The organism is Candidatus Microthrix subdominans, assembly GCA_016719385.1.
Lineage (GTDB): Bacteria > Actinomycetota > Acidimicrobiia > Acidimicrobiales > Microtrichaceae > Microthrix > Microthrix subdominans.
The window spans coordinates 407,112-421,561 of the sequence record JADJZA010000001.1; the positions used below are offsets into that span (position 1 = coordinate 407,112).

The following is a 14,450-nucleotide window of genomic DNA, read 5'->3' on the forward strand; positions in this document are numbered from 1 at the left end:
GGTGGCCTCGGCACCCTCGCGGATCAGGCCTTCGCTGCCGCCCCCTCCGGGGCCGGGCGTTTTGGTGCATCGCCCTCATGCCCTTCGTCCGGTTCGCCGGGCGATCCGTCGGCGCTGTCGCCGGATGCGATCTCTCGATCCTCGGGGGACAGATGGGCCAAGTGGGTCGCCCACAGCTCTTCGAGTAGTTCCTCGGCGCTGCGGCCCGCACCCTCGACCAGGCGGATGCGCCCGGACAAGGCCGACAGCGTTGCGTCCAAGGTGATGTCGGCGGACGTGATCGGACGGCCGCGCAGCTTGGCGAGTTCGCCGGCCACGATCAACAGGTCGATCGAGCCTCGCACCGACGACCCGCTACGCAGCTCGGGATGGTTGCGGGTGGCGCGAACCACCGCCACCGCGCCGTCGAGCAGTTTCCGCTCGGCGGCGATCAGCTGCTCGAGGTCGGAGGCCACGGCCGCCGCCTCCCGGGTGACGATCTGCGCTTCGGCGTCGGCGTCCTGGTAGCCGACGGCCACCCGCACGCAGCGGTCGTACACCGCGGACGAAATGCGGGCGGTGCCCACGGTGTCGTGCGGGTTCATCGCCGCCACCAGACGGAAGCCCGGGGAGGCGGGGATCATGCCCAGACGCGAGACGTGCAGCTCGCCCTCGCTCATGACGGTGATCAGCACGTTGAGGGTCTCTTCCGGAAGCCGGTTGATCTCCTCGATGTAGAGCAGCGATCCGGCCTGCAGCGCACGGGCCAGTGGCCCATCGAGAAAGACCTCGGGTGCGTAGCCCTCGTCGAGCACGCGGGAAGGATCGAATGTGCCGATCAGCCGGGCCGGGGTCAGCTCGGCGTTGCCCTCGGAGAACTCGAACCCCAGGCCCGCCTCGTCGGCGACGGCGCGCAGCAGGGTGGACTTGCCGGTGCCGGGCGGCCCCTCCAGCAACAGGTGCCGGGAGCCGGCCAGCGAGGCGACAACCACCTCGAGCTCGCGGCGCCGCCCCACCACTCGACCGTCGAGACGGTCGAGCAGTGCGGCGTCGAAGCGGCCCGAGGATGGGTCGGCGCCCCCCTCGATCGGGCGCAGCGGGGGGAACTCGGTCATCGGCGCCTAGTCGTCGAAGACGATGACGCCACGGATGTTCTTGCCGTTTCGCATGTCGTCGTAGCCCTGGTTGATCTCGTCCAGGGTGTAGGTGTTGGTGATCAGCTCGTCCAGCTTCAGCTTGCCCGCCTGGTACATGGCGAGCAGGTTGGGGATCTGGTTGCGGGGGTTGGCCGAACCGAAGACGGTGCCCTTGATCTCCTTGTTCATCATGGACAGCATGAACATGTTGAGCTTCGCATCCTCATCGATCATGGGGGCGACGGCGGTGACCACCACGGTGCCGCCCTTGCCGGTGAGGTTCATGGCGGGCTCCAACAGGTCGCCCTTCATCACGCCCACGGTGATGATCGTCTGGTCGGCCATCTGGCCCCAGGTCATCTCGCCGAGGGCGCCCATGGCCTCGTCGACCGAGGCGTAGGTGTGGGTGGCGCCAAACTCCATCGCCTGCTCGCGCTTGAACTCCTCCGGGTCGATCACGACGACGCGTTGGGCGCCGGCGATCGCTGCGCCCTGGACCGAGTTCATGCCGACGCCGCCGGCGCCGATGACCACGACGGTGTCACCCGCCTTGGTGCCGGCGCGATCGACGACCGATCCGTAGCCGGTGGCGACGCCGCAGCTGACCAGGGCCACCTGCGGGAAGGGAAGGTCCTCGGCCACCTTGACCACCCCGTCCTCGGACAACAACATGTGCTCGGCGAAGCTGCCGAGCTGCGTCATGCGGGCCGCCGGGACGTCACCGATGTGGTGCGCCACGCGGTCGTCGCCGGGCATGCCGAGGTTGAACAGCTTGGCGCCCTCGTCGCACAGGAAGCTCTGGCCCTTGATGCACGACGGGCACTTGCCGCATGACGGGATGAACGACATCGACACGTGGTCGCCGACGGCCACGCGGGTGACCTCGGGCCCAACCGCCTCGACGATGCCCGAGCCCTCGTGCCCGCCGATCAGGGGGAAGTGCGGTGCCGGCATGTCGCCGGTGACCACGTGCTCGTCGGAGTGGCACATGCCGGCGGCCTTGGTCTTCACCAACACCTCTCGGCCGCGCGGGTCATCCAGCGTGACCTCTTCGATCTTCCACTCCTCGCCAACGCCCCACAGCACCGCAGCACGAGTCTTCATAGGTCCCCCTTGGGATTCTTCTCTGAGGCCGCCCGCTCGGCGACCGCCAGCGACAGTTTTAGCCCACACGGCTGCGGCTCGTGACACGCGTGACAGTTTCCACCCTCAGGTCTCGCTCGATGCCGACCGCTGTGGGGCTGCACCGATGGGCCGCCGATAGAGTGGCCCGAAGCAACCGACGCAGCGGGGCTGGTACCCGCCGACGATGACCGGGAGACACCGTGGCCCCAGAAACGATGACGCCGACCGAGCAGTCTGCGGGTCACACCGCCCCCGACACAGTGGCGGAGGCCTCGATCGACGGCGCAGCGGCGCCGCTGGTCGAGGACGAGCTGTTGGTGGAGGAAGTCTCCATCGACGGCATGTGCGGGGTGTACTGATCCCCGCCGACTCCGTTGAGGTTGGTGTTGATGTCGCTGGGGACGCCGACGCTGACCCTGGCGTCGAGACCGAGGTCGATCTCGACGACGCCTGGGCACTCAACCCTCGTGTATCGCTGCGTCCCGAACGTTTTGGGGCACTGGCCTATCACTTCGGCAATCGTCGGCTGTCGTTCCTTCGGCACCCGGATCTGGTCCGCGTCGCCGAGGGACTGGCCGATGCCGATACCGTCGCCGAGGCACTCCGTACTGCCGGCGTTGCCGAGGCCCGCTGGCCGTCGTTCCAGCGCGCACTGACCACGCTGGCCGCTTCGGACATGGTGGTCAGGCGTCCCGCATCCAATGAAGTTCAACCGAGTGGGGAATCCGATGAGTGACCTGACCGTCCCAATGACCCTCGGCCGCAGCGCGCCGGCCGTCGCCGACCAGCCGCCGTCGGCCACGCGCAGCCTCACCGACGACTTCAAGTCCGGCCTGGAGGCACCGATCTGCCTCACCTGGGAGCTGACGTACGCCTGCAACCTGGCGTGTCGGCACTGCCTGAGCTCATCGGGCCGCCGCAACCCGGCGGAGCTGAGCACCGAGGAGTGCTTCGGCGTTGTCGACGAGCTGCAGCGCCTCGGCGTGTTCTACGTCAACCTCGGCGGCGGCGAGCCGATGCTGCGGCGCGACTTCTTCGACATCGTCAACTACTCGACCGACCACCAAGTGGGCGTCAAGTTCTCGACCAACGGCACCTACATCGACGCGTCGGCCGCCCGGCGATTGGCCAGCATGGACTACCTCGACATCCAGGTGTCGATCGACGGCGCCACCGAGGCGGTCAACGACAACGTTCGCGGCGACGGTAGCTTCGCCTCCGCCCGGGCGGCCATGGACCACCTGGCGGCCGCCGACTTTGGCGCCTTCAAGATCTCGGTGGTCGTCACCCGCCAGAACGTCGACCAGCTCGACGACTTCCGGGCGATCGCCGACGAGCACGGCGCCCAGCTGCGCATCACACGCCTGCGACCCTCCGGCCGCGGCGCGGACACGTGGGACGAGCTACACCCAACCCAGGCTCAGCAGCGCGACCTGTACCACTGGCTGCTCGATCGGCCCGACGTGCTCACCGGCGACTCGTTCTTCCACCTCAACGCCCTGGGCTCCGAGCAACTGCCGGGGCTGAACCTGTGCGGGGCCGGGCGGGTCGTGTGCCTGATCGACCCGATCGGCGACGTGTACGCCTGCCCCTTCGTGATTCACGACGAGTTCCTCGCCGGCAACGTGCGCGATGCGGGTGGCTTCACCGGCGTGTGGAAGGGCTCGGACCTGTTTACGTCGCTGCGCGAGCCCACCTCGGCCGGCGCCTGCGCCAGCTGCGGCGCCTACGACGCCTGCCAGGGCGGCTGCATGGCCTCCAAGTTCTTCGTCGGCCTCGAGATGGACGACCCCGATCCCGAGTGCGTGCTCGGCCACGGCGAGACCCTGCTGGAACAGAAGCGGGCCTCGGGCCAGCTGGTCGGCGCCTCGGCACCGCCTCGCCCCAGCCAGGATCACAGCCGGCCTGGCGCCACCGTGCCGGTCAGCATCGCCACCCGGGGGTAGGCCTGGCCGGGCGGTCGCCTTGTTCCACCCTCGGGCCGCACTATCCCATCTTTGGGACGATTGGAGGTCACCCCCCGGCCCGTAATCATCCCAGAGTGGCCAGGACACGCTCCGGGGGCTCGCTCCGGCCCGTGGGCCCCGGCGGGCTCGCAAGCCGCCGTGGCAGGCTGATGGGACGACTGGAGGTTGTCATGGCCGGCAAGGGGTTCGAGTTCACCGACGAGTTGCGCAGCTATGTGATGGACCACTCGGCCCTCGCTTCGGAGACCGACGCGCTGGCCGCCGCCAAGGCGTGGATGATCGAGCGCACCCACGAGGCGCTGGCTGACGTTTCGGGCATGCAGATCGCACCCGAGCAGGGGCCGCTGCTCACGATGCTGGCCCAGACGCTCGACGCCAGGCTGATCGTCGAGGTGGGCACGTTCACCGGCCTGTCGGCGCTGTGCCTGGCCGAGGGCCTCGCCGATGGCGGCCGGGTGCTGTGCCACGACCGCAGCGAGGAGTGGACTGCCGTCGCCCGGGAAGGCTGGCGGCTTGCAGGCCTGAACGATCGCATCGAGCTGAGGCTGGGCCCGGCCGCCACGACCCTCGCCGACCTGCCCGACGAGCCGATCGACCTGGCCTTCATCGACGCCGACAAGGGCGGCTACATCGGTTACCACGACATGATCGTGCCCCGCCTCCGCGCCGGGGGGCTGCTCGTGGTTGACAACGTGCTGTGGTCGGGCCGGGTGGTCGATCCCAGCGCCGACGACGGAAACACGCGGGCCATCCGGGCCTACAACGACTATGCCGCCGCCGACGAGCGGGTCGACGTCACGATCGTGAACGTCGGTGACGGCCTGCTCCTGGCCCGCAAGCGGTAGCCCGCGGCACGACCGGCCTTGGTCCGGACGTGACAACACGGATGTGTGCATCGGCCCGTAGACGACCCTGCCATCACAAGCAGCTAGTCGCCCTGTGGGCCCGGGCGTTCGCCACGGGAAGCGAACAAGGGCGATCATGGGGGGCGTGACCCTCCTCGACCCGATCGAACTCGGACCTCGTACGGCCCCGAACCGGGTCCTGTTCGGTCCCCACGAGACCAACCTTGGTCGCAACCGCACGATCTCGGAGCGTCACGTCGCCTACTACGCACGACGAGCCGAGGGCGGGGCAGGAACGATTGTCGTCGAGGAGGCCTCTGTCCACCCGAGCGACTGGCCCTACGAACGGTCACCGCTGGCGTCGGAGTGCGGTCCTGGGTGGTCGGCCGTCGCGGACGCCTGCCGTCCCCACGGTGCACTGGTGTTGGCTGCGCTCGGGCATTCCGGAGGACAGGGCACCTCGCACTGGAGCCAACGCGAGCTGTGGGCCCCGTCCCGGGTGCCCGAGGTGGACACCCGCGAGGTGCCCAAGCAGATGGAGGCCGCCGACATCGAGGCGGTCGTCGCCGGGTTTGGCTCGGCGGCCGCCGACGCCCGGGCCGCCGGCCTCGACGGTGTCGAGGTCAATGCCGGACAGCACTCGCTGGTGCGCCAGTTCCTCTCCGGCTTGACCAACCAGCGGGGCGACGAGTGGGCCGACCGCACCCGCTTCGCGCGCGACGTGCTGGGCGCCATCCGGGCCGCGCAGGGCCCGGAGGGTGTGCTCGGCCTGCGGCTCAGCTGCGACGAGTACGCACCGTGGGCGGGCATCACGCCCGACGATGCCCCAACCCTTGCCGCCGAGTTGGGCGAGCTGATCGATTACCTGGTCGTCGTGTCGGGGTCGATCTACACCGTCGGCGCCACCCGGCCCGACACCCACGTGCCCGCCGGCTTCAACCTGGGGCTGTGCGCCTCGGTGCGCACCGCAATGAGCGCCGCCCACGGCGAACGGGTGGCGGTGATCGCCCAGGGGTCGATTGTCGACGTCGACATGGCAGGCAGCGCGCTGAGCGACGGCTCGGCCGACCTGGTCGAGATGACCCGGGCTCAGATCGCCGACCCCGACCTGGTCGCCAAGGCGTCGGCCGGTGTGAGCGACCAGATCCGCCCATGCGTCAGGTGCAACCAGCTGTGCAAGGTGCGCGACAACCGCAACCCGATCGTCAGCTGCATTGGCGAACCTCGCTCCGGCCACGAGACGACCGACGTCGAACCGCCCCGGCAGCTCGTGAGCGTCTCGACCCGGCCATCGCCTGCCCCCAAGGTGACCGTGATCGGCGCGGGGCCGGCCGGACTGGAGGCCGCACGGGTGGCGGCACTGCGCGGCTGCGAGGTCACCGTCATCGATGCGGCCGACCGCGCCGGCGGAGCGGTCCCCGACTGGTCGGCGGCGACCGGCCGGGAACCGCTGGTCGCACTGGTCAACTGGATGGAGTCGGAGTGCCGTCGGCTGGGGGTGGGCTTCGAGTTGAGCCGACGGGTGGGCGCCGACGAGGTGGCCGCCCTGGCCGGGGAAGGTCGGGTCGTGCTGGCCACCGGGTCGCAGCCGGGCGAGCGCAGCTACGAGGTCACGTCAACCGCCGAAGTGATCCCGGCCGGCGAGCTGATGGCGGGGCGCCTCGAGGGCCTCGAGCCCGGGCCCGTGGCGATCTGGGACCCGATCGGCGGACCGATCGCCGTGTCGATCGCCGAGCTGCTTGTCGGGGAGGGGCGGGCCGTGCACCTGATCACCGGCGACCAGATCATCGGCAACGAACTGTCGCGCACCGGCGATCTGGCCCCGGCCAACGCCCGCCTGGCCCAAGCGGGGGTGACCATGCACCGGCGCCGTATCCTGCGTAAGGTGCGCAAGCGGGACGTCGAGGTGGACAACAAGTTCACGGGTGAACGGGAGCGCATCGTCGCCAACGCCCTGATCGACGCCGGGCACCGGCTGCCCGACGACGCCTTTGCCGCCGTCGATCGCAGTGTCGCCCGGATCGGTGATTGCGTCGCCCCCCGCACGATCGCCCAGGCGGTGCTCGAAGGTCGACGCTGGGCGCAGGCCATGTCCTTGAGGCACCAGTGAACGTCCGCACGGCGAACCCAGGGTCGCCGAACCCGGCAGCTGCGAACCCACCCCTGACGCACCCGGACGCTGTGAACCCGGACGTTGGGAATTCAGACGCGATGACCCGCGTCCCGAGCGAAGCGGTGAACCGATGACCGAACGTCTGCTGTGGTCGCCCCTTCGGCTCGGGCCGGTGACCGTGCGCAACCGGGTGGTGTTCTCGGCGCACCTCACCAACTACGCCGTCGATGGTCGGCCGTCGCCCCAGCACGTCGCCTACTACGCCGATCGTGCGGAGGGCGGGGCCGGGCTGATCATCACCGAGGAGCACTCCACTCACCCGACCGACTGGCCGTACGAGAAGCTGATCCACGGCTTCAACCGCGATGTGATCCCGGGGTACAAGGCGATCACCGAGGCGGTGCACGCCCACCGCACGCCGATCTTCGCCCAGATCAACCACAACGGCGGTCAGGCGTCGTCGATGTACACGCGGTTGCCGGTGTGGGCGCCCTCGGCGGTGGCCGACCCGCTGTTCCGCGAGGTGCCCAAGGCGGTCGACCAGGCCGAGATCGAGGAGATCATCGCCGGGTACGCACTGGTGGCGGCCAACTGCGCCGAGGGCGGTTTCGACGGGATCGAGCTGCAGTGCAGCCACAGCTCGATCGTGCGCGGGTTTCTGTCGCCGGCGACCAACCGCCGCACCGACGGCTACGGAGGATCGCTGGCCAACCGCACCCGCCTGCTGCTCGAGCTGGTCGTGGCGGTCCGCGCCGCCATCGGCCCCGACCTGGCACTGGGCGTGCGGCTGTGCGGCGACGAGCTGATCGAGGGCGGCACGACGATCGACGATGCAATCGAGGTGGCCAAGATGGTGGAGGCCACCGGTGCGGTCGACTACCTCAACACCTCGATCGGGGTGGCGACGGCGTCGCTGTTCATGATCGAGGCGTCGATGCACATCCCGCCCGGGTATGCGTCGTTCATCCCGTCGGCGCTGCGCGAGGTGGTCGACCTGCCGGTGGTGGGCGTCGGCCGCTTCAAGGACCCCCTCCAGGCCGAGCGGGCGCTCACCGAGGGCCATTGCGACCTGGTGGGCGTGGTGCGGGGCCAGATCGCCGACGCCGCCTTCGCCGCCAAGTCGCGGGCCGGCAAGGTGGAGTCGGTTCGGCTGTGCCTGTCGTGTAACCAGGAGTGCGTCGGCCGCATGGGCCTCAACCGCTGGCTGGGCTGCATCGAGAATCCGCGCACCGGGCGCGAGTCTGAGGGTGTCGGCGATGCCCAGCCGGTCACGCTGACCAAGCGGGTGCTCGTCGCCGGCGGAGGCCCGGCCGGGCTTCAGGCTGCCATCGCTGCGGCGCGCAACGGTCACCGGGTGACGCTGTGCGAGCGGCACGAGCTGACCGGGGGAGCGGTGCGCCTGGCGGCGTCGGTGCCGAATCGGGCCGAGTTCGGGGACCTGGTGCGCAACCAGTTCGCCGAGGCCACCCGGTTGGGCGTCGAGATCGAGACCGGCGTGGAACTAGACGCCGCAGCGGTCATCGCCCGCCGGCCGGATGCGGTGGTCGTCGCCACGGGGTCCCGCCCGGCCCGCCCGTTCTGGGCGCCCGGCGACGACCACCGCATCGTCGACGTGGTCGACGTGCTCACCGGCGCCGCCAGCCCCGAGGGACGGGTGCTCGTGCTCGATGAGCTGGGCTTCCACCACGCCACGTCGGTGGCCGAGCTGCTGGCCGATCGTGGCTGCCAGGTGGAGGTGGCGACGCCTGGCATGGTCGTCGGTCAGGACCTGGGCATCACGCTCGACCTGGAGACCTGGTGGATGCGGGCCGAATCTAAGGGGATCGTTCAGACCACCGAGCTGGCGCCGATGGGCTGGGACGACGGCACGGTTTCGTTCCAGCACCACCCCACCGGAACGATGGTTGAGCGCAGGGTCGACTGGCTGGTCCTGGCCGTGCCGCCCGCCCCGGCCGAGGAGCTGTACCTCGACCTGCTCGAGGCCGGCGTCAGCGTGCAGCGGGTGGGCGACGCCGTCGCACCCCGCCGGGCCCACGCTGCGGTCGTCGATGGCGAACGCATCGGCGCCGCTCTCTAGCTCGACACGTCGAGGCCGCCGCCGCTCAAACCAATCCCGAAGTGGGGAGCCCGGAGCGCGCTCAGACGGTTGTTTGGGCTCCCGAGTTGCGGGTCCATCCCGAAGTGGGGAGCCCGGAGCGCGCTCAGACGGTTGTTTGGGCTCCCGAGTTGCGGGTGCGGGCGCAGTTGCGGGTGAGGGCGCGAGGTGTGGGCACCCGGGTCAGGCGGCGGCTTCCAGATCGGCTCGGTTGACCACCGAGGCCAGCGTCAGCCCCTCGGCGGTGAGCGCCTCGGTGCCGCCCTCGGAGCGGTCGATCACGCACACGACGTCGCTGATCTGCGCACCGACGCCCCGCAGGTCGGCGGTGGACAGCACGACCTGGCCGCCGGAGGTGATCACGTCCTCGACGATCAACACCCGCTTGCCGTCCACGTCGGCGCCTTCGGCGAACTTGGCCGTGCCGTACTTCTTGGCTTCCTTGCGCACGAAGCAGGCGGGCAGGCTGGTGACGCGGGCCAGGGCGGTGACCACCGGGATGCCGCCCATCTCCAGGCCGGCCAACACCTCGATGCCCTCGGGCACCAGCGTGGCCATCGCCTCGGCCACGTCGGCGAGAAGCAACGGGTCGGATTCGAAGCGGTACTTGTCGAAGTACTCGTTCGACACGCGGCCGGAGCGAAGCGTGAACTCGCCGGTGAGGTGCGAGGAGACGTAAATGCGGCGGGCGAGGTCGGCCCGGATGGCGTCGTCGGTGATCGGCATGGTCGAGAACTCTACGGTCCGGGACGCTCGGTCCCGTACTCCCTGTTGGGCACGCTCATGTCCCCGCACGATCTGGGCCAGACTCTGGGCATGCCCGAGGGTCACATCATCCACCGGTTGGCTCGACACATCAGGCGAAGTCTGGGCGACGACCCGGTGGCGGTCTCGTCACCCCAGGGGCGTTTCGCCGATTCGGCGGCGCTGCTCAACGGACAGCGGATGACCCGAACCGAGGCCTGGGGCAAGGATCTGTTCGTGCACTGGGAGGGCGGCGAGATCCTCCACGTGCATCTGGGGCTGATCGGCAAGTTTCGCCTCAGCCCTGCTCCCGGCCCCGACCCCCGGGACACGATCCGGCTTCGTCTCGAAGGAACCGGGCCCGGCGACCCCGGCGAGGGCGGAACAGGCTCGGTAGTCGAAGGAGACGTGTGGGACCTGACCGGGCCGATGACCTGTCGGCTGATCACCCCTGCTGAGCAGCGGGCGGTCACCGACAGGTTGGGGGCCGACCCGTTGCGGCGCAATCCCGACGTCGAAGCGGCACGCACCCGGTTCCTGGCGACCAAACGCCCGGTGGCCGCCGTGTTGTTGGACCAGCGGATCATCGCCGGCATCGGCAACGTGTACCGGGCCGAGCTGCTCTTTCGTGCGGAGATCCACCCGGAGCTCCCGGCAAACGAACTGTCGGAGGCCGACTTCGATTCGCTGTGGGACGACACGGTCAAGTTGATGCGCATCGGTACGCGCCTCGGCAACATCATCACCACCGAACCGGACGAGATCGGTCGCTCACCCGGCAGGATGAAAGCCGACGATCGGCTCTACGTCTACAAGCGCCAGCACTGCCGGCGTTGCGGCAGCGACATCGCCATCGCCGAGGTGGCGGGGCGCAACTGCTACTTCTGTCCCACCTGCCAGCCCCGGTAGCGCACCGGCTCGGACGTAGGGACCGGCCGAACCTCCACATGGGCTGGTGCAGATCCGACCCGGGATGTTGTGTGCACGACCACCATGCGCAGAATCCCCCGAGTCGTTTCTGCAGCACCGAGCAGATTGCGGTTACGAGGCGGCCCTGGGTCCTGCCTTGGCGGCGGCCAGCGCCCGGTCGAAGGCGACGTCGGGTGGATACATGTGCACCGCCCATGTGACGCCGGGGACGTCGAGGAGGCCGGTGTCGTGTGAGTGCGGGTCTCCGGGCGCCGGGGCCACCACCGCCACGTCGAAGCCGTCGAGCGAGCCCCTCGCCGAGGCGACCTCCTCGATCGCCCGGCCGAGCTGTTCAGCGTCGGCCTCGATGAGGAACAGGCCCTGAAAGCGGGCGGCTCGACGAACCGGGCGAAGCGCGCTGCCCCGCGCAGCGCACCAGATGGGAATACCCGGACGCTGAATCGGGCGAGGGCGGAAGGCGATGCCGTCGATCAGCCGGTGTTCGCCGCGATGCGTGACGGTCTCCCCAGCCCAGGCTTCGATCAGCAGATCGACCGACTCGTCGAGGATGTCGGCCCGGGTGCGGGCGTCGACCACCTCACCGAAACGGGTCAGCTCGCCGGCGCGGTCGACGCCGAGCCCGATCCCCATCGTCAGGCGCCCACCGCTGAGGTGGTCGAGGGTGACGGTCTGGCGGATCAGCACGGATAGGCGCCGGCGGGACAGCGGCGTCACCATTGGGCCGAGGCGGATCCGCTCGGTGGTGGTGGCAACGGCGGCGAGCATGGTCCAGACGTCGGCGAGCTCGGTGACCTCGGCGGGATCGCGATGGACGTGATCCCACAGGTACAGCGCGTCCCACCCGGCATCGTCGGCGGAGCGGGCGACCTCGATCATGGCCTGCGGATCGGCGAGCTCGGCGAACGGGGCGACCGACAGGGCATGGCGCATGCTTCGGGACCCTATCGGGGCAAGGGCGCCACCCAATGGCCGCTCCGAACCGGGTCGGGACGGCTCGGTGATGCCGGTTGTGTCGATGGGGAGCACCCCGCCAGCGGTTTTGGGGGTGTACGGACGCGGATTGGCTTCCTAAGGTGCCTGCTACGCGCTTTTATCGATCAAGCGCTCGAAGAAAGGATGCCCACCATGGCCCGACTCGCTTCCAACCTTGGCTTTCCCCGGATGGGTGCCCAGCGCGAGCTGAAGCGAGCCTTGGAGCGGCACTGGCGGGGCGACGCCACTCAGGAGGAGCTGCTTGCGGGAGCTGCCGAGCTTCGGCGTCGGCACTGGGCGCTTCAGCGCGACGCCGGAATCGAGTTGATCCCGTCCAATGACTTTTCGTTGTACGACCACGTGCTCGATACCTCGGTCTGGCTTGGCGCCCTGCCGGAGCGCTACCGCACGGCCGAACGCGGCATCGATCTGGCCGGCTACTTCGCCGCTGCACGTGGTGGCCGGCTCGACGACACCCCGATCGCCGCGCTCGAGATGACCAAGTGGTTCGATACCAACTACCACTACATCGTGCCGGAGCTGGCGGTGGACCAGCATTTCGAGCTGACATCGCTCATCGGTGCCGGCGCCCCCAAACCGTTGGCGGAGTTCGCCGAGGCCGCGGCGGCGGGTGTCCGCACCAGGCCGGTGTTGCTCGGGCCGGTGTCGTTCCTGTTGCTGTCCAAGCTGTATGGAGCCGACGATGGGCGGGCCGATGGCCTGACGCTGCTCGGCCGGGTACTGCCCGTCTACCGGGAGCTGATCGCTGCGCTCGCCGATGCCGGCGCGGAATCGGTGCAACTCGACGAGCCGATGCTGGCGACCGACCTGGACGACGAGGCCCGGGACGCCTACGCCGGTGCCTATGACTCGCTCCGGTCGGCGGCTCCGTCGCTGCACCTCGTCCTCACCAGCTACTTCGGGCCGCTGCGGGACAACCTGACGCTCGCCGTATCGCTGCCCGTTGATCGCCTGCACCTCGATCTGGTCGAGGGACCGGACCAGCTCGACGAGGTACTCGGCGTGATCCCCGATTCGATGGCGCTCTCGCTTGGCCTGGTCGACGGACGCAACGTGTGGCGCTCCGATCTGGTCGAGAAGCTGACGCTGGCCCGGCGGGTCGTCGATGCACTCGGCGCCGATCGGGTGCTGATCGCCCCGTCGTGCTCCCTCCTCCATCTACCGGTGGACCTCGAGACCGAGGGCCCGGCCGGCGACCACCTGGGCATCGACGACGAGGTTCGCCAATGGCTGGCGTTCGCCGTCCAGCGTCTGGACGAGCTTGCGGTGATCTCCACCGCACTCGAGCTTGGCGACGACGCCATCGCCGAGCAGCTCAACGCCTCGTCGTCGGCGGCGGCCGCCCGTCGGGCGTCGGTCAGGGTGCACGACCCTGCGGTTGCGAGGCGCTTGGAGGCCGGCGGCCCCGAGCTGGAACAGCGGTTGTCGCCCTATGCCGCGCGCCGTGAGGCTCATCGGGCCCGCTACGCGCTTCCCGTTCTGCCGACGACCACCATCGGTTCGTTTCCCCAGACCTCTGAGATTCGTAAGGCCCGGGCGGCCAACCGTCGCGGGGAGCTGGGCGACGCCGAGTACCACGAGCTGCTCAAGGGTTGGGTCACCGACGTTGTCAGGCGCCAGGAAGAGATCGGGCTTGATGTGCTCGTCCATGGCGAGTTCGAGCGCAACGACATGGTGGAGTACTTCGGCGAGCACCTCGATGGGGTGGTCGTGAGCACGAACGGCTGGGTGCAGAGCTACGGGTCGAGGTGCGTCAAGCCACCGATCATTTTCGGCGATATCGCCCGTCCTGCACCGATGACCGTCGAGTGGGCCACCTATGCGCAATCGCTCACCGATCGTCCGGTCAAGGGGATGCTCACCGGCCCGGTGACCATCCTCAAGTGGTCCTTCGTTCGCGACGATCAGCCCCGTTCGGTGACCTGCCGTCAGATCGCCTTGGCGATCCGCGACGAGGTCGGCGACCTGGAGAAGGCGGGCATCGGCGTCATCCAGATCGACGAGCCCGCGCTGCGGGAGGGCCTGCCGCTGAACGAAGCGGACCGCAAGGAGTACCTCGACTGGGCGGTGGCAGCCTTCCGGCTGGCGTCGTCGGGCGTCGCCGACGACGTCTCGATTCATACCCACATGTGTTACGGGGAGTTCTCCGACGTGATCGAGGCGATCGCTGCGTTCGACGCCGATACCATCTCCATAGAGACCGCACGGTCGAACATGGAACTCCTGGACGAGTTTGCGTCCTATGAGTATCCGAATGAGATCGGACCCGGGGTGTGGGACATCCACTCACCCCGCATTCCAGACACCGAGGAGATGGTGCAGCTGCTCGAATCCGCCATGCGGGTGCTGCCGGCTGACCGCGTGTGGGTCAACCCCGACTGCGGTCTGAAAACCCGGGGCTGGGTGGAGACGGAGGCCTCGTTGCGACATTTGGTGGAGGCTGCGCGACAGGTCCGCGCATCGCTGTGATCCGCGACCCCCGCCGCGCCGGCGACGGCCGCTCTCACAGCAGCCGTCGCCGGT

12 protein-coding genes are annotated in these 14,450 nt (G+C 69.3%); 8 read left to right on the plus strand and 4 right to left on the minus strand.

The genetic code is table 11. From position 1 onward, the window contains the following. Positions 1-23: 23 nt before the first annotated feature. Together IPN02_01955 and IPN02_01960 are read right to left on the minus strand one after the other, a co-directional pair. A complete protein-coding gene (locus IPN02_01955; protein ID MBK9295643.1) occupies positions 24-1,094 on the minus strand; it encodes a MoxR family ATPase in 1,071 nt (356 codons plus the stop codon). A gap of 6 nt (positions 1,095-1,100) precedes the next feature. Beyond that, positions 1,101-2,219 (minus strand): NDMA-dependent alcohol dehydrogenase, encoded by a 1,119-nt coding sequence (locus IPN02_01960; protein ID MBK9295644.1) that lies wholly within the window; start codon positions 2,217-2,219, stop codon positions 1,101-1,103. A gap of 281 nt (positions 2,220-2,500) precedes the next feature. Here IPN02_01960 and mftA point away from each other — a divergent pair, with 281 nt between their 5' ends. The 6 genes from mftA (at position 2,501) to IPN02_01990 (ending at position 9,242) form a co-directional block, all read left to right on the plus strand. Then, positions 2,501-2,599, plus strand: a complete 99-nt coding sequence (mftA, locus tag IPN02_01965; protein MBK9295645.1) for a mycofactocin precursor — start codon at positions 2,501-2,503, stop codon at positions 2,597-2,599. Then, positions 2,599-2,976, plus strand: coding sequence for a mycofactocin biosynthesis chaperone MftB (gene mftB, locus IPN02_01970; protein MBK9295646.1), 378 nt, complete (start codon positions 2,599-2,601; stop codon positions 2,974-2,976). The genes mftA and mftB overlap by 1 nt, the downstream gene beginning before the upstream one ends. Before the next feature lie 13 nt (positions 2,977-2,989). Continuing rightward, a complete protein-coding gene (gene mftC, locus IPN02_01975; protein ID MBK9295647.1) occupies positions 2,990-4,186 on the plus strand; it encodes a mycofactocin radical SAM maturase in 1,197 nt (398 codons plus the stop codon). A 191-nt stretch (positions 4,187-4,377) separates the two neighbouring features. Then, positions 4,378-5,052 carry an O-methyltransferase gene (locus IPN02_01980; GenBank protein ID MBK9295648.1) on the plus strand — a complete coding sequence of 225 codons (675 nt, stop codon included), beginning with the start codon at positions 4,378-4,380 and terminating at the stop codon, positions 5,050-5,052. 136 nt (positions 5,053-5,188) lie between these two features. After that, positions 5,189-7,162 carry a mycofactocin system FadH/OYE family oxidoreductase 1 gene (locus tag IPN02_01985; GenBank protein MBK9295649.1) on the plus strand — a complete coding sequence of 658 codons (1,974 nt, stop codon included), beginning with the start codon at positions 5,189-5,191 and terminating at the stop codon, positions 7,160-7,162. A 133-nt stretch (positions 7,163-7,295) separates the two neighbouring features. Further along, positions 7,296-9,242, plus strand: a complete 1,947-nt coding sequence (locus IPN02_01990; GenBank protein ID MBK9295650.1) for a mycofactocin system FadH/OYE family oxidoreductase 2 — start codon at positions 7,296-7,298, stop codon at positions 9,240-9,242. 201 nt (positions 9,243-9,443) lie between these two features. On the opposite strand, the gene pyrE is transcribed toward IPN02_01990, so the two are convergent. Next, a complete protein-coding gene (pyrE, locus tag IPN02_01995; protein ID MBK9295651.1) occupies positions 9,444-9,986 on the minus strand; it encodes an orotate phosphoribosyltransferase in 543 nt (180 codons plus the stop codon). A gap of 90 nt (positions 9,987-10,076) precedes the next feature. On the opposite strand from pyrE, the gene IPN02_02000 reads away from it, so the two are divergent. Continuing rightward, the gene (locus tag IPN02_02000; protein ID MBK9295652.1) at positions 10,077-10,913 is read left to right on the plus strand and encodes an Fpg/Nei family DNA glycosylase; all 837 of its coding nucleotides are present in this window, start codon (positions 10,077-10,079) and stop codon (positions 10,911-10,913) included. Between the two features lie 132 nt (positions 10,914-11,045). On the opposite strand, the gene IPN02_02005 is transcribed toward IPN02_02000, so the two are convergent. Then, positions 11,046-11,864, minus strand: a complete 819-nt coding sequence (locus tag IPN02_02005) for an LLM class flavin-dependent oxidoreductase (GenBank protein ID MBK9295653.1) — start codon at positions 11,862-11,864, stop codon at positions 11,046-11,048. Positions 11,865-12,059: 195 nt separating this feature from the next. Here IPN02_02005 and metE point away from each other — a divergent pair, with 195 nt between their 5' ends. Beyond that, entirely contained in the window at positions 12,060-14,396 is a 2,337-nt protein-coding gene (gene metE, locus IPN02_02010; GenBank protein ID MBK9295654.1) for a 5-methyltetrahydropteroyltriglutamate--homocysteine S-methyltransferase, read from the plus strand. The last annotated feature ends 54 nt before the right edge of the window (positions 14,397-14,450 follow it).